Annotated in this window: 21 protein-coding genes; 17 read left to right on the forward strand and 4 right to left on the reverse strand. The window is 61.8% G+C overall.

The annotated features are described in order from the left end of the window. The first annotated feature begins 1647 nt into the window (after nt 1-1647). Nucleotides 1648-2676, forward strand: coding sequence for a fibronectin type III domain-containing protein (locus tag AQ996_RS10115; RefSeq protein WP_253274615.1), 1029 nt, complete (start codon nt 1648-1650; stop codon nt 2674-2676). A gap of 373 nt (nt 2677-3049) precedes the next feature. Here AQ996_RS10115 and AQ996_RS06035 read toward each other — a convergent pair whose 3' ends face one another. Next, a complete protein-coding gene (locus AQ996_RS06035; protein WP_055251926.1) occupies nt 3050-5350 on the reverse strand; it encodes an LTA synthase family protein in 2301 nt (766 codons plus the stop codon). A 214-nt stretch (nt 5351-5564) separates the two neighbouring features. Here AQ996_RS06035 and AQ996_RS06040 point away from each other — a divergent pair, with 214 nt between their 5' ends. The 5 genes from AQ996_RS06040 (at nt 5565) to AQ996_RS06055 (ending at nt 11309) form a co-directional block, all read left to right on the forward strand. Then, a complete protein-coding gene (locus AQ996_RS06040; RefSeq protein WP_055251928.1) occupies nt 5565-6434 on the forward strand; it encodes a nitroreductase family protein in 870 nt (289 codons plus the stop codon). Between the two features lie 159 nt (nt 6435-6593). Continuing rightward, nucleotides 6594-8621: a KUP/HAK/KT family potassium transporter gene (locus AQ996_RS06045; protein ID WP_055251930.1), complete on the forward strand. Its 2028-nt coding sequence runs from the start codon at nt 6594-6596 to the stop codon at nt 8619-8621. Between the two features lie 60 nt (nt 8622-8681). Next, nucleotides 8682-8852, forward strand: coding sequence for a hypothetical protein (locus AQ996_RS09810; protein WP_156333780.1), 171 nt, complete (start codon nt 8682-8684; stop codon nt 8850-8852). A 113-nt stretch (nt 8853-8965) separates the two neighbouring features. Then, the gene (locus AQ996_RS06050; RefSeq protein WP_055251931.1) at nt 8966-10591 is read left to right on the forward strand and encodes a sensor histidine kinase; all 1626 of its coding nucleotides are present in this window, start codon (nt 8966-8968) and stop codon (nt 10589-10591) included. Nucleotides 10592-10595: 4 nt separating this feature from the next. Then, complete coding sequence (locus tag AQ996_RS06055) at nt 10596-11309, forward strand: response regulator (protein WP_117648427.1); 714 nt, start codon at nt 10596-10598, stop codon at nt 11307-11309. A gap of 106 nt (nt 11310-11415) precedes the next feature. Here the strand turns inward: AQ996_RS06055 and rlmKL are convergent, their stop codons facing one another. Further along, nucleotides 11416-13974, reverse strand: coding sequence for a bifunctional 23S rRNA (guanine(2069)-N(7))-methyltransferase RlmK/23S rRNA (guanine(2445)-N(2))-methyltransferase RlmL (gene rlmKL / locus AQ996_RS06060; RefSeq protein WP_055251933.1), 2559 nt, complete (start codon nt 13972-13974; stop codon nt 11416-11418). A gap of 251 nt (nt 13975-14225) precedes the next feature. Here rlmKL and AQ996_RS09815 point away from each other — a divergent pair, with 251 nt between their 5' ends. Then, nucleotides 14226-14375, forward strand: coding sequence for a hypothetical protein (locus AQ996_RS09815; RefSeq protein WP_156333781.1), 150 nt, complete (start codon nt 14226-14228; stop codon nt 14373-14375). 52 nt (nt 14376-14427) lie between these two features. Here the strand turns inward: AQ996_RS09815 and AQ996_RS06065 are convergent, their stop codons facing one another. Beyond that, entirely contained in the window at nt 14428-15255 is an 828-nt protein-coding gene (locus AQ996_RS06065) for an HAD hydrolase family protein (RefSeq protein WP_055251935.1), read from the reverse strand. A 49-nt stretch (nt 15256-15304) separates the two neighbouring features. Further along, on the reverse strand, nt 15305-16168 hold the full coding sequence (locus tag AQ996_RS06070) for a MurR/RpiR family transcriptional regulator (RefSeq protein WP_055251936.1): 864 nt from the start codon (nt 16166-16168) through the stop codon (nt 15305-15307). A 300-nt stretch (nt 16169-16468) separates the two neighbouring features. Between AQ996_RS06070 and AQ996_RS06075 the strand changes: the two genes are divergently transcribed. The 10 genes from AQ996_RS06075 to AQ996_RS06120 all read left to right on the forward strand — a co-directional run bounded on the left by AQ996_RS06075 (nt 16469) and on the right by AQ996_RS06120 (nt 24799). Then, a complete protein-coding gene (locus tag AQ996_RS06075; protein WP_055251938.1) occupies nt 16469-17671 on the forward strand; it encodes an MFS transporter in 1203 nt (400 codons plus the stop codon). A 114-nt stretch (nt 17672-17785) separates the two neighbouring features. Next, entirely contained in the window at nt 17786-18640 is an 855-nt protein-coding gene (locus AQ996_RS06080) for a class II fructose-bisphosphate aldolase (protein WP_055251940.1), read from the forward strand. A gap of 10 nt (nt 18641-18650) precedes the next feature. Next, complete coding sequence (locus AQ996_RS06085) at nt 18651-19079, forward strand: PTS sugar transporter subunit IIA (RefSeq protein ID WP_055251942.1); 429 nt, start codon at nt 18651-18653, stop codon at nt 19077-19079. 29 nt (nt 19080-19108) lie between these two features. Then, nucleotides 19109-19612 (forward strand): PTS sugar transporter subunit IIB, encoded by a 504-nt coding sequence (locus AQ996_RS06090; protein WP_055251944.1) that lies wholly within the window; start codon nt 19109-19111, stop codon nt 19610-19612. 46 nt (nt 19613-19658) lie between these two features. Beyond that, complete coding sequence (locus AQ996_RS06095) at nt 19659-20471, forward strand: PTS mannose/fructose/sorbose/N-acetylgalactosamine transporter subunit IIC (RefSeq protein WP_055251946.1); 813 nt, start codon at nt 19659-19661, stop codon at nt 20469-20471. Further along, nucleotides 20468-21304, forward strand: coding sequence for a PTS system mannose/fructose/sorbose family transporter subunit IID (locus AQ996_RS06100; RefSeq protein ID WP_055251948.1), 837 nt, complete (start codon nt 20468-20470; stop codon nt 21302-21304). The genes AQ996_RS06095 and AQ996_RS06100 overlap by 4 nt, the downstream gene beginning before the upstream one ends. Nucleotides 21305-21401: 97 nt before the next feature. Beyond that, entirely contained in the window at nt 21402-22346 is a 945-nt protein-coding gene (locus tag AQ996_RS06105) for an aldo/keto reductase (protein WP_055251950.1), read from the forward strand. A gap of 2 nt (nt 22347-22348) precedes the next feature. Then, nucleotides 22349-23440: an alpha/beta hydrolase gene (locus AQ996_RS06110; RefSeq protein WP_055251952.1), complete on the forward strand. Its 1092-nt coding sequence runs from the start codon at nt 22349-22351 to the stop codon at nt 23438-23440. A 134-nt stretch (nt 23441-23574) separates the two neighbouring features. Continuing rightward, complete coding sequence (locus AQ996_RS09650) at nt 23575-23883, forward strand: HAD family hydrolase (RefSeq protein ID WP_253274613.1); 309 nt, start codon at nt 23575-23577, stop codon at nt 23881-23883. 211 nt (nt 23884-24094) lie between these two features. Beyond that, the gene (locus tag AQ996_RS06120; protein ID WP_253274614.1) at nt 24095-24799 is read left to right on the forward strand and encodes a transaldolase; all 705 of its coding nucleotides are present in this window, start codon (nt 24095-24097) and stop codon (nt 24797-24799) included. Nucleotides 24800-25152 lie beyond the last annotated feature (353 nt).

Consider the following 25152-nt stretch of genomic DNA (forward strand, 5'->3'; position numbering starts at 1 on the left):
TACGCGTATTTTGACTCGGAGTCTGGCGAGTTCAAGCTTTCCGATTGCAAGGAATACAGAGACGGGCTCCTCGCCTCCTATGGGCTGATGCATGTGCCCAACAGCGCATGGAAGGATAGCGCTCAGGATAAGCGCTATCCGTGCACCTTGGCGCCTATCGCCCTTGCCACTGCCAACCTTGACGGCCTGTCCGAGCAGCTGGCGGTCGACGAGGTGCTCGTGGGCGGCGATGTGTTCCGCGACTTTGCCTGCAATACGGCACAGAGCGGGGCTCAGGGCTTGGGGTCCATGGTCGGAACCATGAGCATGAGCGGTCAGCAATACAACAGCAGCAACAAGCATGACCACAAGGGTATAGAGCAGGTGTGGATCAGCGACGTCAAGGCGGGCAGCGTCTCGGGTTCGGACCGCTATAACGAGAGCTTTATCGCCGTGGTGGGCAAGCACCGCGACGAGGACCTGCGCAAGAACGATGACTACTATTGGATGACCGCCTCGCATTTTTCGCTCGACGAGAACGGAAAGGTGCGCCGCGGCGAGGAGCAGGTGATTAGCGAGAGCAACCGTCGCGGCACTACCTACGGCACATTTATCTCGCTCGCGCTGCCCGACGTCGACAACGACAGCGTCAAGATCACGTACAAGGACCGCTACAAGGTCTATACCAACCCGCGCGTGCTTGCCGTGCTGCAGGATGCGCCCTATGTTGAGGATCTGGAGCAGGCATACGGCTATCTGGTGTTGGGCGGCACGTCATACGGAGAGGAAAAGGGCACGGGGACATCCCAGGGCTATACCATTGGCGCCGAGTTGGGCGTTGCCGTCGAGGTGCAGACCGGTCCGCCCCTGGTCGCGATGAATGCTTCAGTCGATTTTGCCGCCGAGGGATGCTATGACTACCGGAGCGAGCGCACGGTCAGCGCAAGCGTAAGCTATGAGTCGCATGCCGGCGAGGGTGACAAGGCCGTGCTCTACACGATTCCGATGGTCTATTACGAGTATGAGATCGAAAATGAGGAAACTGGTGGCAAGGGCGTGATGGCGGCGCCCGTGTCGCTCGGCGCGCAGACCTCGGTCGTTAATGTCGAGGCCTATGACCGCATTGCCAAACAGCACAATATGACGCCGCTCAGCTACTTTTTGACCAACCGGTCGGGAGAACCCGGAACCTATCAAACGACGCTCAACGGCGAGACTCCCGTTGGGGATTCCTTTGGCCTGGGCAAGCCTGGCGTAACGCGCGCCTACACGCACGATGGGTTTAACGGCGCCGCCGCGCAGTCGGGGGCGAGCATTGAGCAGACCATCGAAGTCGAGGAGGGCAAGGAGCAGGAGCTCGAGCTCGGCTTGACGCTGAACGGCAGCGTTGTCATGGGCGCGAAGCTCGCAAAGCACGAGTTGTTTGGCGGCCTGTGCTTTGGTGCCAACGCCGGCTTTACTACGGGTAACTCCTCGAGTGAATCGACCGAATACGGCGGCACCGTCGACAACCTGCCCGAGGCCGCGCAGGGCAAGTACGGTTTTGTGTGGCGTCTGGGCGTCAACGCGGTGGATGTCGACAAGTTCGAGGCAGACTCGGGCGACAAGCTCGGCACCAAGGACACCGACCAGTTCTGGATCGTGGGCTATGACGTTAAGGACGTCGAGATGCCCGACGCGCCGGCCGTGACGGGCTTTACGGCAAACGCCGTCGATTCGACCAGCGTTACGTTTAGCTGGGACGATGTACTCGCAAACAAGAGTGGCTTTAGCTACGGCGTGGGCATGCTGCAGAGCAATGCGGCGGATGCGGTCGTCAATAGCTGGAAGATTGCCGACAACACGCAGACCTCGCTCAAGTGGGATGGGCTGCAGCCCAATACGGAGTATCGATTCGCCATCGCCGCCGTTAAGAATGGATCCACGACCGAAACAGGTATTCGCTCGGCAATCATCACGGTCAAGACCATGCCCGATGGCATGACGATGACCGTGAGCGGACCTGCGGCGGATGCTGCGGAGGGGTCGGATCTTGGATACGACTTTTCGGTTGAGCGCACGGCGGGAAGCCACCTGACGCTCTCGGCGATTGGCCATGTGAAGCAACTCGGTGCCGACGATAGCGAAACAGGGCTGGCACCGACCTATATGTGGTACCGCAAGGGCCGCGGCGAGACAGAGTTTAAGCTCGTGGGTGCCGATGGCAACCTCGCGGCTGGAACGGCCTCAAAGCTCGAGATTGACCTGACCGCAGACGATGACGGTGCGCAGTATTACTGCCACGTGGGATACAACGACGTGGGCCTCGACACCGGCACGACGCTCGTGAATATCGAGGCCGAGGAGACGGCGCCCACAACGGTGAACGCCACCCCGATCCGCACGCGCCGCCTGTTCTCACAGGCAAGTGCGGGCGCCAAGAAGTTCCTGGACCATACGCTGGTAAACACCGCCGGCCCAACCGATTCCGAAGGCTCAAAGGACTCCGAGACTCCTGAGACCCCGACGAACCCGGACAAGCCCAAGTCCGACAACGGAGCTAAGACCGACACCAAGGTCAAGACTACGACCACAGCGAAGGACCTCGCAAACACCGGCGACCAAACATTCGCCCTAGTCACCACCGCAGCAGCAGCGGGAGCAACGCTCGTAGTGATAGCCCTCATCATGCTGATCAAGCGCCGCAAGACCCACTAGTAGCCAGTCGAACATATCGACAACCCAAAAACCCGGGTAGCCAAAAAACAGGCCACCCGGGTTTTCTGTTGAGTGGAGACTCCGCAAGCGGAAACTGCATCCCACAATTAGCGCCCGGAACGGGACACATTTTCCCAACGAGCCTCAACCGGAAAATACATCCCGGAATCCAGCTGAATAGTGGGACACACTTTCCCAATCGGGTCCCAAGCGGAAACTGCATCCCATTCCAGACAAGAATTCCGGGACACACTTTCCGCAAACAAAGAAGGCCACTTAATGTGGCCTTCGTCTTGCGCAGGACTGTCCGAGCAGGGAACCTTATATGCCTCCGCCTGGACAGACGTTTCAGTTGTGGCTCAGCAGCTAGCAGCTACTTGATCTTGGTCGTGCCCGGCGCCAGGTTGGGGTCGGTCTCGTTGGCCTCGGTCTGGAAGTGCTCGGTGTACACGTTCTTGCCGTCGCGGAACATCTCGTAATACTGCATCTTGGCGTAATCCTCGCGTGCCTTGGTGGCGGCTGCGGCAGCGGCGTCGTCACCGGTGACGTTGGAGGAGAGCGCCCAGCGCAGACTGGCGTCCTCGTAGCCCACGGAGTTGATGGCGGGTAGCGACTCGCGCAGCGTCGTGTGCGCCTTCTGGTAGTCGGTCAGCGGTGCGCCGATCAGCTGCATCAGCTGAGTGGACAGGTAGTTGGTGGACAGGTCGTCAACCTCGCTCGTCTGGTCGCAGCCGGCAACGTCGTAGTTGGCCCAGATGATGTAGTCGGTCTGCCACAGACGCTCCTGATGCGTAGCGTCGTCCTCGCCGGTAAACCACTTGTCATTGAACTTGGACGGGAAGAACGGCTGATGGTCGCCCCAGAACACCACGACCACCTTGCGGTCGAGCTTGCTCAGGGCGTTGAGGAAGTAGCGCAGCGCCTGGTCGGACTGCTCGATGCACGAGACGTACTCGTCGACATCGGACAGCGTGCCATCCTCGACGGTCTTGGCGTCCAGGTCGGTCGTGTCGATGTTCAGGTGCATCTGCTTGTCGACCGGCAGCAGGCCCGTGTCGTAGCCCGAGTGGTTCTGCATGGTCACGTCGAAGATGAACTGCGGGTCGGCGTTCTGGTCGAGCAACTCAAGAATCTTGTCGTAGGTAGCCTGGTCGGTCACCATGCCGCGCAGGGTATCGGCGCCCTGGAAGTCGTTGATGGACAGGAACTGGTCAAAGCCAAAGTCCTTGTAGACGTTCTCGCGGTTCCAGTTGGTCGCGTGGTTGGGGTGCATGGCCGTGGTGGAATATCCGAGCGACTTGAACTGCTCTGCCAGGTTCCCGGTCGTTTCCATGTTATAGATGGTGTACGGATACACGCCCGAGCCCAGGTTGGCCATGGAGTTGCCGGTCATAAACTCAAACTCGGTATTGGCCGTGCCGCCGCCGTAGGCGCTCACGTAGAGCTTTCCGCGGCTGAGGCAGTTGGACAGGTTCTTAAAGTACTGCGGGCCCTCGTAGCCGGCGCGCATGTTCTGGTAGATGGACAGGTCCGAGAAGGTCTCGTTCATGATGGCGATGACCGTGGGCTTCTCGCTGTCGAATTGCTCCTTTGCGGCGGCGCGCTCGTCGCTCTTGGCCGCGTCGGACTTGTCGTAGGCCTTGGCGTACTTTTTGAGCGTGGCCTTGGCATCGTCGACGGAGTAGTCGGCGGGTTTGGGCGGCTTGATGGACTGTGCTGCACTAATAAAGGCAGGCAGATAGCCCTCGCGCCAGTAGCTCTCGAGCGGACGCCAGGTGTAGACGGTGATGTCGAGGGTGTTGTAGTAGTCGATAAGCGTGACATGCGCGGTCACGCCGCCCAGGCACAGCACCGCCACGAGCAGGTTGATGAGCAGCATGCGCTTGGCGTTGACGGCACCCTTCTGACGGTGCGGTGCCACCAGGCCGGCGTACTCGCATAGCAGCATGGCGATGGCGGTAAAGCCCATGGACAGCACACAGAACAACGAGATGGAGAAGGTGTAGCCGGTGCCGGCGACTGCGGCGGCGGTGGAGATGGCCGAAAGGTCGCCCGGCTGGATGGGCATGGATTTAAACGTGATGACGAAGAACTCGGCAATGCCCAGGACAAAGAGGGCAAAGGCCAGGACCGCGGGAGCTGCGCCGTGGCGCTGGAACAGGAAGAACAGGCCGACCATGAGCGTGGTGATGATGGCCCACTCGAGCAGGATGCACAGGGGGTAGACCCAGGTAAAGTCGTGGTTGGACGAGACCTCCATGCCCAGCAGCGCAAAGACGCCGGCGAGCAGCAGGCACAAGACGGCGGCGACGAGCGGTTTGCCCACAAAGGCGCTGCGCAGGCGGGCGAGCTTGCCGGTGGGGGCGGGGGCGTCGGCAGAGGCGAACGCAAAGACGCGCGGGGCGATGCGGTCGCGGGCGATGCTGGCCCAGGCGCATCCGGTGAGAATGGCATTGGTCAGGACGAGCATCACAAAGGCGAGCGGCTCGTTTTGGGCGACGAGGCCCACAGCGCCCCAAATAGTCAAAAAGAGCTGGAACAGGCCAAAGGCGACGCTCCAGGCGAAGGCGCCCTTGGTGACGGTGCCCGACTGAGCGCGAATGGCCTTGGCCTCGCGCAAGACAAGGTAGACGGTCGCCGCAAGACCGACGAGCGAGATGGCGGCAGCGAACATGCTGAGACTCCTCACAAATGTAAAACCTACGAAAGCGGGGATTTACCCGATTGTTACCAAGATATGCGCTGCAATTGGTGGCTGCGCACAACAACCAGCCATATTAACGCGCACGTGTGGCGGTGTTGCGCAATGTAGCGGCGACCTGCGCGATAATGGACGGGAATTACACGGAAACGTAAAGGCTTCTTAAAGAAATGGCGAGGGTAGGGCGATGAGCGAGCAGGTTTGCAAGGCGGACATGGGCGGCGATGGAGCGGCGGTCGATACGTACGGCTATCCGGTCGAGACCACGGGCAACGCGGTGCTGGACACGTTGGAGCACCGTTCCTCCACGCGTGCCTTCGCGCGTGATGACGACGACCGCCCCGTGGCGGTGACCGACGAGCAGCGGGCGGCGATTTTGCATGCGGCGAGTCGTGCGCCGTCGGCAGGCGCCATGATGATGTATTCCATCGTGAGCATTCGCGAGCAGGCTACGCTGGATCGTCTGGCCGACCTGTGCGATCACCAGCCCATGATCGCCAAGGCGCCCTGGGCACTTATATTTGTGGTCGATTATGCCAAGTGGATCGATCTGTTTGAGCACGTGGGCTGCTTTGAGCCCGAGTTTGTCGAGCGCACGGGCAAGGCGCCCCGCCGCGCGCCGGGTTTGGGCGACTTTGCGATCGCGGCCCAGGATGCCGTGATCGCCGCGCAAAACGCCGTGGTTGCCGCCGAGGCCCTGGGGCTGGGGAGCTGCTACATCGGTGATATCGTCGAGAATGCCGAGGAAGTCGCCGAGCTGCTCGATCTGCCGCCCTATACCATGCCGCTGTCGATGCTCATCATCGGCACGCCCCGTAAGGAGCGCCCGGCAATCGCGCACCCCGTGGTGAACCTGGTGCACGAGGAGCGCTACTGCCGCGCCGGCGCCACGACCATGGACGCGCAGGTGGCCGAGATGGACGCGATGTTCCGTCCGCATGCCCGCGAGGTAGGCGAGCGCGTCATCGACATCTACACCCGTAAGCACACGAGCCCCTTTATGGCCGAGATGAGCCGCTCTATGGAGTGGTGGTTCAAAAACTGGCTCGGAAAATGACGAATGTGACAAAGGGGGCGTCCCTTTGTCACATTCCATATCGCCGCGGTGGCCTAAAGGCCGCATAAATGTTTATCTAGCTGGGAAAACGGTGCCATTAAAATATGGGCTGATTACATATAATCCCGTCGAACGTTAAAATTGGGAGGAAACCGGCTTATGGAACAAAAGGCCAAGGAGGCAGCTTCGCACGCTGCGATTCCTGTGAGCATCTCGGCGATGCTCGTCACGCTGGGCGTGGTGTACGGCGATATCGGCACCAGCCCTATGTATGTAACTAAGGCGCTCGTTGCCGGCAACGGCGGCATCGGAAGCGTCACGCAGGAGTTCGTGCTCGGCGCGCTCTCGCTCGTCGTATGGACGGTCACGCTGCTGACGACCGTCAAGTACGTGCTGATCTCGCTGCGCGCCGATAACCACGGCGAGGGCGGCATCTTTGCCCTGTACAGCCTGGTCAAGCGCTGCGGCAAATGGCTCATCATCCCTGCCATGCTGGGTGGCGCCGCGCTGCTCGCCGACGGCATCCTGACGCCGGCCGTTACCGTTACCACGGCCATCGAGGGCCTGCGCACCATCCCGGCGGTCCACGCCGTGCTCGGTGACGACCAGGGCCGCGTTGTCGCCATCACGCTTGCCATCATCATCGCGCTCTTCTTGGTGCAGCGCATCGGCACGGCCAAGATCGGTCACGCCTTCGGCCCTATCATGACGCTGTGGTTTTTGTTCCTGGGCGGCACGGGCCTGTTCTTTGTCTGCCAGTATCCCGCGGTGCTGCTATGCCTCAACCCGTTGCGTGGCATCGCTTTTCTGCTGAGCCCCAACAACCATGCGGGCATCATGATTTTGGGCAGCTGCTTCCTCGCTACCACCGGTGCCGAGGCGCTCTATTCCGACATGGGCCATGTGGGCCGCGGCAACATCTATGCCACCTGGCCGTTCGTTAAGTGCTGCCTGCTGCTGTCCTACATGGGCCAGGGCGCGTGGCTTATCAACAACGCCGGCAACCCGGAGCTCATGGGTATCGCCGACCTCAACCCCTTCTACCAGATGCTCGCCCCGGGTCTGCGCCCCTTTGCCGTCGGCCTTTCCACCGTCGCGGCCATCATCGCCTCGCAGGCGCTCATCACCGGCGCATTCTCGCTGGTGTCCGAGGCCAGCCGCCTGGACCTCATGCCGCATATGCAGGTCTTCTATCCTGCCGAGACCAAGGGCCAGCTCTACATCCCCATGGTCAACAACGTCATGCTCGTGGGCTGCGTCGTCGTGGTGCTGCTGTTCCAGAACTCGGCGCACATGGAGGCCGCGTACGGCCTGGCCATTACCCTGACCATGATGTGCACGACAATGCTGCTCTTCTTCTATCTGCACGTGGAGCGCAATCTCAAGGTCGCGCCGTGGATCTTTGCCGCCTTCTTCCTTATGCTCGAGGGCTTCTTCTTTGTGAGCTCGCTCACCAAGTTCTTCCACGGCGGCTATTTCACCATCCTTATGGCCGCGCTCATCATGGGCATCATGGTGTGCTGGTACAACGGCACGGCGGTCGAGCAACGTCAGTTTACGCTGCTGCCGCTGCGCAGCTATCTGCCGCAGCTCAAACGCCTGCGCGACGACGATCGCTACGAGCTCATGAGCGACAACATCGTGTACCTGACCAAGGACACCAACACCGACTATATCGACCGCGATATCGTCTACTCGATTTTGGACAAGCACCCCAAGCGCGCTCGTGCCTGGTGGTTCGTGAATGTCGAGACCATGGACGAGCCGCATACCTTTGCCTACTCGGTCGAGACGTTCGGCACCGACTACGTATTCCGCGTGCATCTGTACCTGGGCTATAAGATCAACCAGCGCGTCAATGCTTACCTGCGCCAGGTTGTTCAGGACCTGGCTGCCAGCGGCGAGCTGCCGGCGCAGACGCACGACTACTCGGTCTACAAGGATCCGGGCAACATCGGTACGTTTAAGTTCGTCATGATCCGCAAGCTGCTGGCGCCCGAAAGCGACGTGGAGCCCAGCGAGCGTACGGCCATCACGCTCAAGTACATCATCCGCCGTGCTGCCGGCACCCCCGCGCGCTGGTACGGCCTGGAGAATTCCAACGTGAGCTTTGAGTACGTGCCGCTGTTCACCAAGTTTAAGGCCGTGAGCAAGATGCAGCGCCTGGCCCCCAACGAGCGTCCGTAGCCGACGGAGACTACACGGAGTTGGTTATCGATGAGCAAAACTAAAGCCGGGGAGGTAAACATGGATGCAAGGACACTTGACGTCCGTGAGGCGCGCGTCGACGCCGCCGAAGATCGGTTCTTTACGAATCGGGCCAACATGGACATGGTCGATCGCGTGATTTCGATCGTGGCATTGGTATTTGGAGCGGTGTGCGTGTGCGCCCTGCTCGCGCACGTGCTGTTTGTCTAACGACCGCAGGCTGTAAAGGCTATACACTTGGAACCACCACAAGGGGAAACCACCACAAAGGTGCCTGTCCCCTTTGTGGTGGTTTTTGTTTTTGAGAGAGGGGCGGGGCGCTGATGGACGTCCATGCGGACGGCGATATTGCCGAGAACTTTTGGTGGCGGCGCACGACGCTGACGCGTCGCAGCCCTCTGTATGACGCCTGCGTATCGGCGGGGCTGCTGGTCGCGGCGACGATTGCGGGCGCGCTGCTCGACCATCCGGGTCTCGCGCCGAGCATCATGATCGTCTATGTGTTCGCCGTGCAGCTGTGCGCGTTCTTTACCTGGAGCCGCCTGTATTGCTTGCTGAGCTCGGCTGCCGCCGTGGCGCTCTACAACTTCTTGTTTGTTGACCCGCGCTACTCGCTGTCGTTTATCGACCGTGTTTATCCCGGCATGTTCTTCATCATGTTTGCGGTCTCGCTTGTGTCGAGTTCGATCGCGTTGGCCCTGCGCCGCGCCTTGGCGCAGGCCGCCGCCAGCGACCGCCGCACGCAGATGGTGCTCGAGACCAACCGCATGCTGCAGCGCTGTGCCGATCAGCAGCAGATTGTGCACGCCATGGCAACGCAGCTGGCGCGTCTTTCGGGCTGTCCGGTCGTGTGGTACAGCGCCGACGCCGAGGGCGATGACCTGCTGCCGCGTGCGACATACACGGCCGTGGGCGATGCCGCGCCGGTGCACGAGCTGGCGCCGCAGATGCCACCGCGGCTCTCGGCGTCCGCCTATGTGGGAACGCCGCTCGATGCTACGTTCGGCGGCTCGGCGTTTTATGGCATCTACCTGACGGTTCGCACAGGCGACGGCTTCGCGCGCTCGGGCGACCCCGCCTCGGTGGTGGGCGTGCTGGCTATCGTTGCCGAGCCCGACGTGCTGACGCACGAGGAGCGGACACTTGCCGATGCTATCGTGAGCGAAGGCGAGCTGGCGCTCGATCGCGCCCGCGCCATGGAGGCCCGCGAGGAGGCGGCGGTGCTTGCCAAAAATGAGCAGCTGCGCGCCAACCTGCTGCGCTCCATCTCGCACGACCTGCGCACACCGCTTACCAGTATTTCGGGCAATGCCGATGTCCTGCTCGATCAGGGCTCGACCGGCACCGCGGTGCTCGATGCCCAGACGCGCCGCGGCCTGCTTCTATCCATTCGCTCGGATGCGCTGTGGCTCAACGCCACCGTCGAGAATCTGCTCGCCATCACCAAGCTCGAGGGTGGCGGTATGCGCCTGTCGACCACGCTCGAGCTCATGGACGATATCGTCGAGGAGGCGCTGCGCCACGTGAACCCTGCCGTGCGCGAGCACGACCTTAAGGTGGTGGCGTGCGATGAGCCGGCGCTTGTCAACGTCGACGCGCGTCTGATGGTGCAGCTGGTGGTCAATCTGGTGAACAACGCCATCACCTATACGCCTGCGGGTTCGCATATCGTAATCTCGATTGGCGTCCATGATGGATGTGTGGCGTGCTCGGTTGCCGATGACGGCCCGGGCATTGCGCCCGAGGACCGCGAGCGCATCTTTGAGTCGTTCTACACCGCCAACCATGGCCTGGCCGACAGCTGCCGCAGTGTGGGCTTGGGGCTTTCGCTCTGCCGCTCCATTGCGCTGGCACATGGCGGTAGCATAGAGGTTACCGCGGCGGACCCTCACGGTTCGGTCTTTACGATTGAGCTTCCCGCCGCCGACGTTTCGTTTGATAAGGAGTAGCGCTGTGCCGAACTCTGCCGTGAAACCGCTCATCTTGGTCGTTGAGGACGATCCCGCCGTCCGCAACCTTATCGTCGCCGCGCTCGAGGCGCACGGTTTGCGCCATATGGCTGTGGAGACCGCCCACGCCGCCATCGCCGCCGCTTCGTCGCAGGCGCCGAGCATTGTGCTGCTCGATCTGGGCCTGCCCGATATGGACGGCGTCAAGGTGGTGGAGTCGGTGCGCGCGTGGTCGGGCATGCCGATCATCGTGGTTTCGGCGCGCAGCGAGGACGCGGACAAGATCCGAGCGCTCGATGCCGGCGCCGATGACTACCTGACTAAGCCGTTTTCGGTCGAGGAGCTGCTCGCGCGCATTCGCACCACGCTCAGACGCCTTTCGTATGCGCAGACGGGCGGCGTTGCCTCCGAGGGCTCGTTCGATACCGGTGAGCTGCATATCGATTTTGATGCCGGCATCGCCACGATGGATGGCGAGGAACTACATCTGACGCCGATCGAGTACAAGCTTTTGTGCCTGCTGGCGCACAACGCCGACAAGGTGCTGACGCACCAGTTTATCCTGCACGAGATTTGGGGCACGGCAACCAAGAGCGACCTGGCGAGCCTGCGTGTCTTTATGGGCACGTTGCGTAAGAAGATCGAGTCCGACCCCGCGCATCCGCGCTATATCCAGACGCACGTGGGTATCGGTTACCGATTGGTCACTCAAGGGTAGGGCAGAGCGCGGCCCCCAGACGCGGCCCCTCTATGAGTTGCGGTGGGATAGTTCCCGTATTTGGCTTTTGATGAGGCCATTTGGGAACTATCCCACCGCATTTTTGTTACTTGCCCTTGGGCTTGCTCGCGTAGAACTTCTTCTTTTTGGGCTTGCCGGCAGGGGAGGGTTTGGCGGCAAAGTTCGACTTGCCGTTGCCGGACTGCGCGTGCGCGGGCGCTGCTGCGCGGGGCTTGCGGGCCTCGGGGTTGCGCAGCTCCTCGGTCCGCTCGGCAATTACCTCGGCGCTAAAGCCGACCTCGGCCATGGCGTCCTCGATGGGCAGGCGGCGCACGATATAGCAATGGTGCACCTTCTGGTTGCGTGCGAAGTCCTCGGGGATGGTCTGCGCCGTAATGTCCTCCAGCACCACGCCCGCGCGTGCGAGCTTGCGTGTCTCGGGGCGGAAGCCTCGCAGGTTGCAGCTAAAGATGGCATGGCCGCCCTGTGCGAGCAGGCGCGATACGCCGGCCAACAGCTCAACATGGTCGCGCTGGACATCCCAGGTGCGGCGGCCCATCTTGGACGAGTTCGAGAACGTGGGCGGATCGACAAAAATCAGGTCCCAGCGGTTGCGCGTCTGGCGCTGGTCGCGAATCCAGGCGAGCACGTCGTCGCGCACAAAGTGATGCTGCGGACCCACAAAGCCGTTCTGGCGCATGTTGCGCTCGGCCCAGTCCAGGTAGGTGTTGGAGAGGTCGACCGTCACGGTTTCCTCGACGCCGCCGTCGGCCGCATAGCAGGTAGCGGTGCCGGTGTAGGCGAACAGGTTGAGGAAGCGGCGTGCCTGCTTGGCGTGCTCGCGCACCAGATCGCGCGTGACGCGGTGGTCCAAGAAGATGCCCACGTCCAGGTAGTCGTCAAAGTTGACGGCAAAGGTAAGACCGCCTTCCTCGATGAGCGGCAGGCGACGGCGCGCGATGTTGGCGCGCTCGCCCGAGCCGCCCTTGCCGGCGCCCTGCTTGCCGTACTGCGAGCCGCCGCGCGAACGCATGCGTGCCTTGGCGTGCACGTGCTCGGCCGGAACATCCAGGATGCGCGGCGCGATGGCCAAGATATCGAGCATGCGGGCCTGGGCCAGCGCCGGGTCGATGGTCTTGGGTGCGGCGTATTCGGCGATGACGAGCCAACGGCCCGGTGTCTGCGGGCAGCCCTCGTACAGGTCGATGGCGGCGGAGTAATCGGGCAGGTCGGCATCGTAGACGCGGTAGCAGCTCACGCCCTCGCGCTTGGCCCACTTGCGACGCAGGCGAGCGTTCTTGCGCAGGCGGTTGGCGAACTGCTCGGACTCGGGGATGAGCACGGGCAGCGGCTTGCCGTCACCCAGGTCGAGCGTAGCGGCGGGTTCGGACATGGGGGTGTTGGCGGCTTCGTCTTCGGCATCTGCGGTCTTGTCCTCGGCATCCGTGCTGGTCGCAGCTTCAAATGCCGCGGCAGCGTGGTCAAGCGAGGGCCAAACCTCAATAGTCGCCTCTTCGTTGTTGGGCATGACGGCGATGGAGCGCGCGGGCTCGGCATGGAGCGCGCGGGCCATAAGGCCGTCGCGGGTGAGCGCGGCGACCGGTGCGGTAGCGAGCTCGGGCGCGCGGCGCAGCTCGCCGACCAGCGTCATGGCGTCGTGCATGAGCGAAAGCGGCGTCTCGGTGGTGTCTGCGACTACGGCAACGCCGGCGACAGCACCCGCATGGTCCAGCACGGTGGCGGGCTTAGCGGCGCAAAAATCGACAAAGCGCTTGTAGCCGGCGCACTTGACCATGCGCTCGGCGGTCTTGCGGGCGGCGGGGTCGATGTCCACGGCCACGATGCGCGCCTGGCGCTCGCGCGCCGCCGCCTCGCGCTCGCGCGCCTCGGCAAGCAGCTGCTCCCATAGGGCGGCATCGTGCAGCTGCCAGCCCTCAAAGCCCCAGCGCTCGCGTGCGGCGCCCGGGGCGCGGTCGGTCAGAATGTTCACGGCCTCCAGCAGCAGGCCGCCGCCGGCGCACGAGGCGTCGATCAGCGTGGGCAGGGCCTCGTTTTCGTAGTCGTCGGCCGTCAACTCGCGCTCGCACAATGCGGTCCAGCCAACTTGAGCCAGCACCAGAGCGGCGTAGTCGGGGCGCAGCACGTGAGTGCCCTCGCCGGCGCGAGTCGCTGCGGGCGGCAGGCGCTTGAACAGCGGATCGCCCGAAAGGTCCAGGCTTATGCTCGCGCGGCGCTGGCGCAGCGAGAGCAGCAGGTGGACATCGGGGTCGGCGGCATCGACATCGGCGCGACGGCCCGTGGCCTCGGCCAGACGGTCGCACAGCGCGTCCTTGGCGCGCAGGGCCGAGAAGCGCGTGTTGCGCAACTGCTCGGTCACGCCGCGGGCGGTAATGGCGATGGTGGCGCCGGGGCGGACGATGCTCTCCCAGGCGATGCCGTAAACGCTATCGTACAGTTCATCGGCATCCTGCGCCTCAAAGCGCCCGAGTACCACGAACACGCGGCTGGCCAGGCGCGACCACAGACAGGCGCGATAGCCTTCTTCGAGCTCGCCCTCAAACGTAGCGCGGCCCTTCAGGCGGCGGACATGCGAAAGTCCGAGCCGTTTTAGCTCGTCGGCGAGTGCGGACTCAAAGCCCTCGGGGCAGCTTGCATAAAATTCCATGGGTGACCTCTCTGGTTGTGTCGCTCCATTATATGATGGATGCTTCGTTTGCCATCGCCCTCGAAAGGAACCCATATGATTGATGCGTGCTCCTTGATTCCCATTTTCATTGCAACAGCCTCAGGACTCGGGGCCTCGCACAGGCTCCCGCCGCCTTACAGAACTGAAAGCTGGGCGTAGGGCAAATCCATGGCACGTGACCTGCGATTGCTCGGCCATAGATGGCGTAATCGAGGCCAAGGGAGGGCATCATGTGCGAGGGAAACGAGAGCTGGTTCTGGCGCGCGAACGACATGGTGGTGGCGGGCGACATGAACCTCGTGGTCCGCGTCCTGTGGGTCGCGCTCATCGTAGGCATCGGCGTCGCGACGATGGCCACGCTCTGGATCGTCACGAGGTAGCGCACCACGAACGGATGACGAGGCACGCGGCGCATGCCACGCTGGCGGAACCCTAGCCTCGCTGCTGGACAATCTGTTCGATGAGCTTCGCGACGGAGTCCTCGGCTGCGTCCCCGATCAGGTGATGGGCCGCGGCCTTCGCCTCTGGCATCGCGCCCGCGACTGCGTAGGAGTTCGGCACCTTTTCGAGGAGCGTCACGTCGTTTTCCGAGTCTCCGATAAAAGCGACCTCGTCCAGCGTGACCCCAAGGCTGCCGAGAAGCGCGTCGAGTCCGTTTACCTTGCTCCAGCCAGCCGGAACAACATCGAGGAAGAATGGGACGGGCGAGGGGAAATCAAGCTCTGGGCAGGCTTCCTTGCATCGACTCCGAACGACTTCCGTCGGGGCGGAGCTGACGTTGACGAAGATGCCGGCGGTGATGACGTCACGGTTCGTGGGCACGTCTCCGAGCGCCATGTCTCTTCCGGAGTCCTTAACGATTTCCAGGGCGAATTCGTCGCCAGGCTCGACGGCGCAGAGGAACTGCTCGCAGCGTTTGCCTGTCTCATCGACATCGGCGACTAGCCAGAGTGACGTCCCCGCGTAGGGGCGTACGGCGCTATCGAGCTTGACGAGGGCCTCCGTCGAGAGCGTCTTTTTGAACACGAGTTCGCCGCTGGAGAAGACCTTCTTTCCGTTGGCCATGATGCCGGTCGAGAAACAGCGCGCGTCGCCGTCAAAGGCATCGGCCAGGTCGGCGTAGTCGCGGCCGCTTGCGGGGCCGAACGCGATGCCCGCATCAAGCGCCGAAAGAATCGCGCTGTGCGTGCGCTCCGATACGACCCTTGAGCCAAACGGCAGCAGGGTCCCGTCCATGTCTGCGAGGATGAGCTTTATCAAGGGGTCCTCCCGTTTCGGTCTGGGCGTCGGTGCGCCGGTGTGCGTCGTCCTAGCTGTATTGCCTGTCTCCCAAGAGATTCTTCGAGATGATCCTGTTAAACTCTACCGGGTCATCCCAGCAAGAGGTCAGGAAGAGGAACAGCAGCTCGATGACGAAGTTGATCGAGCTGTGCGAGAAGGCGACCTCGGTTCCGGTGATGGCCTGATCTCGCGAGATGGCTCGGATGATATACGTGGCACGCTTCGCGAGCGGCGTATCTGGGTTGTCTGTGATCATGATGATGGGGGTGTTCGAATCCTCGGCAGAGTCGAATATGTTGACGAGGCGCTTCGAGTATCCGGACGTCGAAATGACGAGCAGGATGTCATTCTCCTTGAGGCTGGTTGCGGCGGAGACCATGGCATCGGTGGTACTGGGGCAAAACGCCCTGACTCCAACCTGTGAGAGCTTGAACGCCGCGTTTACGCCCATGCTAATCGAGTTGCCGACGCCCGCAATCAGGACGAGGTTGGCGTTGTGGAGCAGATTGACGACTGCCGAAAAGTCATCGGAGTCAATGAGCGAGGCGGTTTGGGAGAGCTCCTTGACCTTGTGAGACAGGACGTACTTAATGGAGCCCTCGACGTCGTCCAGAGTAACCTTGCCGCCCGTGGCCTTTTCCTCGCCGGAGGCCCTGCTGATGGATATGCCGAGCGCCAGACGCATGTCCGAATAGGTTCGGTAGTCAAGCGTCCTTGCGAACCTCGAAACAGACGCCGGTGACGTACCGGTTCCTGCGGCGAGTTCGCGGACGGTCATCGTTGCGACGTCCGACGGGTGGTCGAGCACATACGTTGCGATTGCCTTCTCCGAGGGGGATAGGCTGTTCATGACCGCGCAGATGTGGCTGAGCACATCCCCTGTCTTATCCATGGTTACTCCTTGGCCCTAGTTTGCTTCGTATCTTAGGTCAAGAGAGGTGAAAATAAAGCAAAATGTTTCATAAGCGGTGAAATAGCGTTTCACCGCTGATTTCCTACCGTTCACGGTAAATCGGTGCTTCCCCGGCGCAATCTCATCTTGAGCTGCTATCTTATGAGCCGTGAAACAACGGCACGAAAACGATGAAACAACAGAACATTGTTCCAACGCCTCACAACTTTGTTTCACGCTAGATGGCGAATCACTTCGAAGCCCAGACAGGCACCCGGCGAGCAAGAAGGGAGAAGCACGATGCACAACGCCAGGACAAACGCAAGCATGACTTCGCTGTTCTTCGCGAACGTCCTCTACTGGGTCTGCGCGGGCGTGTACTCGCCGTTCCTCTCCGCTCACTACACGAGCCTCGGCCTCAGCGCAGCCCAGACCGGCATCCTCCTCGCGGCGACCCCGGTGTGTGCGCTCGCCATCCAGCCGCTCTGGTCGACGATCGCCGACAAGCTCGGGCGCCGCCGCGCGGTCATCGTGATCCTCTGCCTTGCGGCGGCGGTACTCGCTCCGCTGTATTACCTGGCGTCGACGTTCGTCCCGGTCCTTCTCGTAACCTTTGCGTTCTCGGCGTTTTTCTCGGGGCTCCTGCCCCTGAGCGACTCCCTCGTCATCGAGCTCGCGGATCGCTCTGGCCTGGACTTTTCTCGCATTCGCATGGGTGGCACTATCGGCTATGCCATCGTCGTCCTGATCGTCGGTCGGCTGCTCGACATGGCTCCTCAAATCCAGTTCGCGGTGGTCTCTGCCGCGCTGGTGGTCTTCGCGGCTCACATGTGGCGCCTCCCCGAGGCGGGAATTCGCGCCAATGCCGCGGACGATCCCAAGGTCTCCCACGGAAAGGGCCTCCTCTCGCTGTTTACCAGCAATGAGATCGCCTTCGTCTTGGTCTTCGCCTTCATCAGTTCGGCCGCGATTGGCTTCATCGGGGCGTTCTTGGGCCGCTACGCGGTCGAGCTTGGCGAGGGTCAGAACCTCGTGGGCGTCCTGAGTGCGGTCTCCGCTGCGAGCGAGATCCCCATCCTGCTCGTTTCCTCCAAGCTGGTCAGGCGCTTCGGCGAGATGAACCTCCTGATCTTTTCCTGCTTCATGGCGGCGCTCAGGCTCGTGCTCGTGGGCACCGGCATCGTCCCGGTCATGATCTGCGGCCAGCTGCTGCAGAGCGTGAGTTACATGACCGTCTACTACTCCTGCGTTACCTACATTGCCAACCACACTTACGAGGATTGTCGCGCTCGAGGTCAGAGCGCCTTCGCGATGGTTCAGAGCGGTCTGTCCGTCGTGGTTGCGAACCTGTTTGGCGGTTGGGCGTGCGACGCGCTCGGCACGCACGCGGGTTTTCTGGCCTTCGCCCTCGCTTCAACGATTGCTGCGGTCGTTGCTTTTGTGGCGTACGTACTGTGGCGTCGAAGCGCAGCGCCACAGCCTGAGGGCCAGTCGGCCGCATAGGTTCCACCGCGTTTTGCAAGCGCCTGCCTGCTTCGCGCTTCTCTTCGTGTTCAACCAGCTGACGAGCTGAGAACTGTCCAATCCAATGGTTATCCAAGTGAAAGGAAGACAAAGATGTCTCTCATCAAGGTCAACGAGCTTCTTCAACATGCGACCGAGCACCACTATGGCGTGCCCGCGATCAACGTCATCAACACGGAGACCATCCGTTATGCGATCCAGGCCGCCGAGGATGAGCACATGCCTATCATCATCCAGTACTGGCCCGGCTTCGAGGACCACTGTGCCCTCGACATCATCGCCTTCGCCGCCCGCTATTACGCCGAGCGCGCGAGCGTGCCCGTCGCCGTCCACCAGGATCACTCCGCTGGTTACGAGATCGCCGTCAAGGGCGTCAAGGCCGGTTTCCCCTCCGTCATGGTCGACGGCTCCTCGCTTCCCTATGAGGAGAACTTTCAGCTCACGAAGGACGTCGTCCAGGTCGCCAAGATCTTCGACGTTGACATCGAGGCCGAGCTCGGCCACGTCGGCAACGGCTCCGACGCCAACGACTTCGTGAACAGCGACCACTATACCGACCCGAACCTCGCCGAGGAGTTCGTCGAGGGCACCGGCTGTGGTTCGCTCGCCATCGCCGTCGGCAACGCCCACGGCCCCTACGTCAAGGTCCCGAACCTCGACATGGAGCGCATCAAGGCCTGCAGGGAGGCCGTCAGCGTCCCCCTCGTCATGCACGGATGCTCCGACATCCCCGACGAGCAGCTCCAGGAGGCCGTGAACCTCGGCATGAGCAAGTTCAACATCGCCACGGAGTACTTCCGCTCCATGTACCGCGCCTTCGAGAAGGACATCAGCTCCGGCAAGAACGACGGCAACGGCGTTGGCCTCCTGATGGACGCCGCCCCCGACATGCGCGCGTTCGTCGCAAGCAAGATCCAGCTTCTGAACCCCAACCACTATTCGCTCTAGGAGAGACTCGATGAAGAAAGTTCTTGTCGCGTCGCACGGTCACCTCGCAAGCGGAATCAGGAGCTCGATCGAGATCCTGACCGGTATGGCGGACATGGTGGAAGCAGTTGACTGCTACGTGGACGACTCCGATTTCACCCCTCGCATCCAGGCGTTTATTGACTCGGTGGGCCCTGAGGACGAGGCCATCATCTTCACCGACATCTACGGTGGCTCCGTCTTCCAGAAGGTCGTCCTCATGGAGCCGGAGAAGCGCGGGATCGTCCATGTTACCGGTATGAACCTCGGCCTCGTGATCGAGGCGCTCCTCGGCGCTGAGCCGGTCACGGCAGATTCGATCAAGCAGAGCGTCGAGCTGGCGAGGGCGACGATGCAGGTCGTCGAGCCTCCGAGCAAGGCCGCGGACAACGAGGGGTCCGACGGAGACTTCTTCGATTAGAGAGCACTAATAAGTAAGGAGAGGAAACAATGATTGTTCAGGTTCGAGTCGATGACCGTCTGATTCACGGGCAGGTCGCCCTGGTGTGGACCAAGGAGCTCAACACCACCAGGATCATCGTCGCCAACAAGCACGCCGTGGAGAGCGATGCCCTTCGCATGACGCTTTCCATGGGTACGCCGGCGGGCCAGAAGCTCCTCGTCAAGGATGTTCCGGATGCTTGCCGCATCGCGAACGATCCGCGTGCGGACTCCATGCGCATCTTCGCGCTCACCAACTGCGTGCGTGACGTGCTTGAGCTCGTTAAAGGCGCACCGGGCAAGATCGAGGGCGTGAACGTTGCCAATGTCGGCCGCTTCGACAAGTCCGATCCGGATAGCAAGGTCGCCCTCAACTCCACGATCATGCTCAACCCGGATGAGCTCGAGGCCGCGAAGGAGCTTTGCGAGCAGGGTATTCCGGTTTTCCATCAGCTTATCCCGTCCAATCCCAAGACTCCTCTCAAGAGTCTGATCGAGGCGGCGGAGAAATAAGGGGATTTGGCCAGGCGGTCAAATGAAATGAGAGAAAGGAAGTCAAATGATTGGGTTAGCAGTAATGGCCTGGTTGACCGTGCTGATTTGCTACGGCGGCAACTGGGTTCTCGGTCAGTGTATGATCGAGCGTCCTCTCGTGGTCGGCCTCGTTGCGGGCCTTCTGATGGGCGACGTCAAGACCGGTGTCATCATCGGTGCCTCTCTCGAGGCAATCTTCATGGGCGCGGTTAACATCGGTGGCGCCATCTCCGCCGAGCCCGTTACCGCGACCGCCCTCGCCGTCGCCTTCACCGTTGGCGCCGGCATCGACCAAGGCGCCGCCATCACGCTGGCCGTTCCCATTGGCGTCGTCACCGCGTTCCTCTCGATCTTTGTGAACAACGTGTTCCTCGCGTTCTTCGCCGCCACCTTTGACAAGATGGCCGCCGAGGGCAACGAGAAGGGCCTCGCGCTTCAGCACTTCGTTCTCTGGTTCGTTAAGTACGCCGCCTTTGGCCTCATCGCCTTCCTCGGCGTTTACCTTGGCGCTGAGCCCGTTGCCGCTATCGTCAACCAGATTCCGGCCAATGTCATGAGCGGCCTCAACGCCGTGGGCGCCCTCCTGCCCGCCGTTGGTATGGCGCTCCTGCTCCAGATGCTGTGGAGCACCGAGCTCAGCATCTACTTCTTCCTGGGCTTCACGCTCTACCAGTACCTCGGCCTCCCGATGATCGCCATCGCGGTTCTCGGCGTCATCATCGCGGTTGCCTCCGCCCTCCGCGACAAGGAGATTTTCGATCTCACCAAGAAGGGCTTGGCCACCCAGGCCGTTTCCAACGACTCTGTAACCAGCGACGAGGAGGATTTCTTCGCATGAGCAACCTGACCAAGAATGTGAGCCCTGAAGACAAGAAGATGCTCAACAGCATTTTCCTGCGCTCTTTCTCCGTGTTCGCCTCCTGCGCCGGCGGTTCCGTCAAGGCTGGCGCCGACGGCTGGCTGTACTCCGTCCAGCCCGCGCTTAACCGCTACTACGCCGATGACCCCGAGGCCCGTGCCGAAGCCATGAAGCGTCACACGACTTGGTACAACATTACCCAGAACGTCGGCACGTTCGCCATGGGCCTCGTCGCCTCCATGGAGAGGGAGAACTCGCAGCACGAAGACTTCGACACCGAGTCCATCGACGGCATCAAGGTTTCCCTGATGGGCCCGATGTCCGGCATCGGTGACGCAATCTTCTGGGGCGTCCTGCGTGTCATCGCTGCCGGCATTGGCATCAACCTCGCCATGAGCGGCTCGCCCCTCGGCGCGATCATGTTCCTGCTGATCTACAACATCCCGTCGATCCTCTGCCGATACTTCATGACCTACCTCGGCTTCAGCATGGGCACCAACTTCATCTCCGAGATGTACGAGGGTGGTCTCATGAAGCTCATCACCAAGGCGACCTCCACGGTTGGCCTCGTGATGATCGGTGCCATGACTGCGGCGAACGTCCAATTCAACACGATCCTGTCCATTCCGGTTCAGGACTCTGACCCCGTCATGATCCAGACCTACCTCGACTCGATCTTCAAGGGCATCGTGCCCCTGGGGCTTACGCTCGTCGTCCTCTGGCTCCTGCGCAAGAAGAACGTGAACGTCAACATCATCCTGGTTGGCATCATGATTCTGGCGCTCGTCCTCGGCCTCGTGGGCATCGTGTAGGGCGGCTTCCGGATCATTCGAAGCTTGTTTAAGGCAATTCCCGGCGGCACGCGATCGAGGACATTCGACGCGTGCCGCCCCATTAGAAGGAGAGAACATGCGCTACACGCACCTCAAGAATTCCGATGTCGACGTCTCCCAGCTCGCTGTGGGCACCTGGGCGATCGGCGGCGACTCCTTTGGTGAGAACGATGACGCCGCCAGCATGTCCGCCATCCGCACCATGCTCGATCACGGCGTCAACCTCATCGACACCGCGCCGTGCTATGGCAACGGCACGTCCGAGAAGGTCGTCGGCAACGCGCTCAGGGGCGTCGACAGAGAGAGCTACCTGCTCTCGACCAAGGTTGGCCTGATCACCAGCGCCGCCGGCTATGACCGCGACTCCTCGTTCAAGAACATCATGAGGGAGGTCGAGAGCTCGCTGCGCAACCTCCGCACCGACTACATCGACTTCTACTTCGTGCACTGGCCCGACGCTAAGACTCCGTTCTCCGAGACGATGTGCGCCCTCCAGCTCCTCAAGGAGCAGGGCAAGATTCGCCACATCGGCGTCTCCAACTTCACGACCGAGATGATCGAGGAGTGCGAGAAGGTCGCTCAGATTGACGTCCAGCAGCCGCCCTACTCTATGGTTGACCGCTCCTCCGAGGACCTCATCAAGTGGGGCTACGAGCGTGGCATCGACTCCTTCACCTATGGCTCCCTTGGCGCGGGCATCCTGTCGGGTAAGTTCCGCGAGCTGACGAAGTTCGAGGAAGGCGACGTCCGCGGTGGCTTCTACGACTACTTCCGGGAGCCCAAGTTCTCGCGCGTCCAGGAGCTGCTCAAGGTCATGGACGAGATCGCCGAGGCCCACGACAAACCCGTGGCGCAGGTTGCCGTGAACTGGAGCACCCAGAAGGAGTACGTGGGCACCGCTCTCGTGGGCGTGCGCACGGACGCCCACGCGATTCAGAACTGCGAGACGTTCGAGTGGGAGCTTTCCGCCGACGAGATGGCCAAGCTCGACGCCAGGCTCGACGAGCTGAAGATCGGCTAGCCATGAGCGCCGAGGATAGGAAGTACCCCACTTCCGAGCTTGAGGTGCTTGAGAGTGGCGCGAGGGAGGTTGTCGAGCCTAACGGCCTGAGGCTGATGCTGAAGCCCGTGCCGGGTGACGACCGCGAGCACGTGCTCGATCCGCGCGTCTATGCTCGTGCGCACGCGAAGCTCGCTGCGGCTCCTGCGGCGGGGTCGGCGCCGGCCGGACCGGTGGACGTGATCGCGTGGCGCTCCGCGCCCAACAAGGAGACCCACGTCGTGAGGGGCGCGAACGTTGCCAAGAAGACCGTCGTCATGAACTTCGGCGACAAGGGCATTCCGCTGCACATCTTCACGCCGGAGGGGCACGAGGATGGGTCTGCCGCGCTCGTGTTCATCCATGGCGGCGGGTTCATGGTGGGCAACATCGGCCAGTACGAGAACTGCCTGCGCGACATCGTGGAGCGCACGGGTTGCGTCGCGATCTATCCGGAGTACCGCCTGTCTCCCGAGACGATGTTCCCGGGTGGCGTCGAGGACTGCGTGAAGACGCTCGACTGGCTTGTCGATCACGCTGACGAGCTGGGCGTTGATGCGACTCGCATTGCCGTGGCTGGTGACTCTGCGGGTGGCAGCCTGTCGAATGCCGTCGTGCTCGAGGGCTCTCACGCGGATAGGATCAAGGCGGTTGTCGAGCTTTATCCGCTCGTTGATGGCGGTCCCGTTCCGGATGAGTGGTCCTATGACCTGTACGAGGTCGTGGATGAGCAGAGGCCCGAGGCGCTGAGCAGGGTTGATCGCATTCGCCTCGCCAACAACGACCTTCCGCCCATGTACGTCAACGGCGATGCGGACAAGATGCTCGACCCGCTGATTTCCGCGCTGTTCGCGGAGGACGTGAGCGCGTTCCCCCGCACGGTCATCATCTCTTCCGAGTATGACTATCTGCGCTATCAGGACGAGCTGTTCGCGAAGAGGCTGCAGGATGCGGGCGTTGACGTCACTGCGATTCGTTATCGCGGCTGCGACCACGGCTTCTTCGAGATGTACGGCGTGATGCCTCAGGCTGAGGATGTCTGTCGCGTCATCTCCGAGGAGCTTGCGAAGATCTAGGGGCTCGTCGCGGCGACCTCCTGGACGAGTGACGGTCCGGCGGGATGCTAGGTGCGTCCCGCCGGACCTTTGCGTTGGCGGGCGCGTGCCGCTTGCCGGCGGGCGCGTGTGGGGTTTGCCTCGGCGGTGCCGGATTGACTGGGAGACGCGTTTACCGCCGATCTTCCAAGCGAGCCCAGCAAGCAAACCGCGAGCTGAGCCCCAAGGGCATTGACAAGGGCGTGGGCGTGGCGCGAGCACTGGAGTATCTGGGATGCAGCCGTAACGCGCGCACCTTTGGCTTCGGCGATTCGGGCAACGACCTGGGCATACTCGCCGCTGTCGAGATGGCTGTCGCCATGGGCAACGCCATGCCCGAGGTCAAGGCGGTCGCCGACTATGTGACCGACGACGTCGAGCACGACGGCACCGTCACGGCGATGCGCCACTTTGGGTTGATCTAGCGGGAACCGCCCAATTACCGTTCACCCGCGGCGGGCGGCTCAAATGGGCCCGCCCTGCAAAATCGTTTTGCTGCTGGAAGGTGTGCTCAAAAACGCTAAAGCGTTTATACCGTTCGCCGAGAAGACAAAAAACCGCAGTTCACGCCTTGATAAACGTAGGTAAAGTGTTTAGCAGCTTAACGCCCATATGCAAACGAAAGGAATCAGGCAGATGGCAATCAAGGTGTTCGCTGACGGTGCAAACCTCGAGGGCATGCTCGACATGTACGAGAACGGCAACGTTCAGGGTTTCACGACCAACCCGTCCCTTATGAAGAAGGGCGGCGTGACGGATTACCGCGCGTTTGCCAAGGAGGTCCTGGCCCACATCACCGATGTATCCGTGTCGTTTGAGGTCTTTGCCGACGACGTCGAGACCATGGAGGTCGAGGCTCGTGAGATCGCCACCTGGGCCGAGAACGTCTACGTCAAGATTCCATGCGTGACCACCAAGGGCGAGTCCACCGCCGAGCTGGTCCGCAAGCTTTCGGCCGACGGCATCAAGGCCAACGTCACCACCATTTTTACGCCCGAGCAGGTCGATGAGATGGTCGAGGCCGTTGACGCCGAGACGCCGTCCATCATCTCGCTCTTTGCCGGCCGCATCGCCGACACCGGCGTCGACCCCATTCCGTTTATGACGGAGTCGGTCAAGAAGGCCGCCGTCAAGCCCAACTGCGAGGTCTTGTGGGCGTCCACGCGCGAGCTTATCAACATTTACCAGGCCGAGGCCTGCGGTTGCCAGATCATCACGGTGCCTAACGGCATCCTTGCCAAGCGCAAGAACATCGGCCGCGATCCGTACGAGGTTTCGCTCGACACCGTTCGCGGCTTTGCCAAGGATATCGCCGCGCTCGGTTTCCATATCCTGCCGTAACGCGAACACTGGCTGCGCCGCGGGTTGTTCGCCCCGGCCTTTCCTTTCCCTATCGCTCACGCGCTTTGCGAGGGTCGCGCTAGGCAAAGGAAAGGCCGGGGCTGCCGACACGATCTTGCCGGTAGGTTGGTGATTGGCTTCCATATTCTGCCGCGGACAAAGGTACCCCCGCCTGCGCCGTGCAAAATTGAGAGTATTCAGCAAGGTAAAGGCTTTTACCAGCTAGCTGAAGCACGGAACAGCCCCCGTTTTGGCTCTGATGAACTGCGCCCCAATTCTTGGACGGGCTAATAAGCGGCCTACGCCGCACATAGGGACTGATTCCGGAATTCCTCCGGGGTCAGTCCCTTCAG

The sequence above is a fragment of the Collinsella aerofaciens genome, assembly GCF_001404695.1.
GTDB lineage: Bacteria > Actinomycetota > Coriobacteriia > Coriobacteriales > Coriobacteriaceae > Collinsella > Collinsella aerofaciens_E.

Coding starts and splice junctions, on each gene's coding strand:
- AQ996_RS10115 (WP_253274615.1), top strand. CDS start 1,648: ATGCCCGACGCGCCGGCCGTGACGGGCTTTACGGCAAACGCCGTCGAT.
- AQ996_RS06035 (WP_055251926.1), bottom strand. CDS start 5,350: ATGTTCGCTGCCGCCATCTCGCTCGTCGGTCTTGCGGCGACCGTCTAC.
- AQ996_RS06040 (WP_055251928.1), top strand. CDS start 5,565: ATGAGCGAGCAGGTTTGCAAGGCGGACATGGGCGGCGATGGAGCGGCG.
- AQ996_RS06045 (WP_055251930.1), top strand. CDS start 6,594: ATGGAACAAAAGGCCAAGGAGGCAGCTTCGCACGCTGCGATTCCTGTG.
- AQ996_RS09810 (WP_156333780.1), top strand. CDS start 8,682: ATGGATGCAAGGACACTTGACGTCCGTGAGGCGCGCGTCGACGCCGCC.
- AQ996_RS06050 (WP_055251931.1), top strand. CDS start 8,966: ATGGACGTCCATGCGGACGGCGATATTGCCGAGAACTTTTGGTGGCGG.
- rlmKL (WP_055251933.1), bottom strand. CDS start 13,974: ATGGAATTTTATGCAAGCTGCCCCGAGGGCTTTGAGTCCGCACTCGCC.
- AQ996_RS09815 (WP_156333781.1), top strand. CDS start 14,226: ATGTGCGAGGGAAACGAGAGCTGGTTCTGGCGCGCGAACGACATGGTG.
- AQ996_RS06070 (WP_055251936.1), bottom strand. CDS start 16,168: ATGGATAAGACAGGGGATGTGCTCAGCCACATCTGCGCGGTCATGAAC.
- AQ996_RS06075 (WP_055251938.1), top strand. CDS start 16,469: ATGCACAACGCCAGGACAAACGCAAGCATGACTTCGCTGTTCTTCGCG.
- AQ996_RS06080 (WP_055251940.1), top strand. CDS start 17,786: ATGTCTCTCATCAAGGTCAACGAGCTTCTTCAACATGCGACCGAGCAC.
- AQ996_RS06085 (WP_055251942.1), top strand. CDS start 18,651: ATGAAGAAAGTTCTTGTCGCGTCGCACGGTCACCTCGCAAGCGGAATC.
- AQ996_RS06090 (WP_055251944.1), top strand. CDS start 19,109: ATGATTGTTCAGGTTCGAGTCGATGACCGTCTGATTCACGGGCAGGTC.
- AQ996_RS06095 (WP_055251946.1), top strand. CDS start 19,659: ATGATTGGGTTAGCAGTAATGGCCTGGTTGACCGTGCTGATTTGCTAC.
- AQ996_RS06100 (WP_055251948.1), top strand. CDS start 20,468: ATGAGCAACCTGACCAAGAATGTGAGCCCTGAAGACAAGAAGATGCTC.
- AQ996_RS06105 (WP_055251950.1), top strand. CDS start 21,402: ATGCGCTACACGCACCTCAAGAATTCCGATGTCGACGTCTCCCAGCTC.
- AQ996_RS06110 (WP_055251952.1), top strand. CDS start 22,349: ATGAGCGCCGAGGATAGGAAGTACCCCACTTCCGAGCTTGAGGTGCTT.
- AQ996_RS06120 (WP_253274614.1), top strand. CDS start 24,095: ATGGCAATCAAGGTGTTCGCTGACGGTGCAAACCTCGAGGGCATGCTC.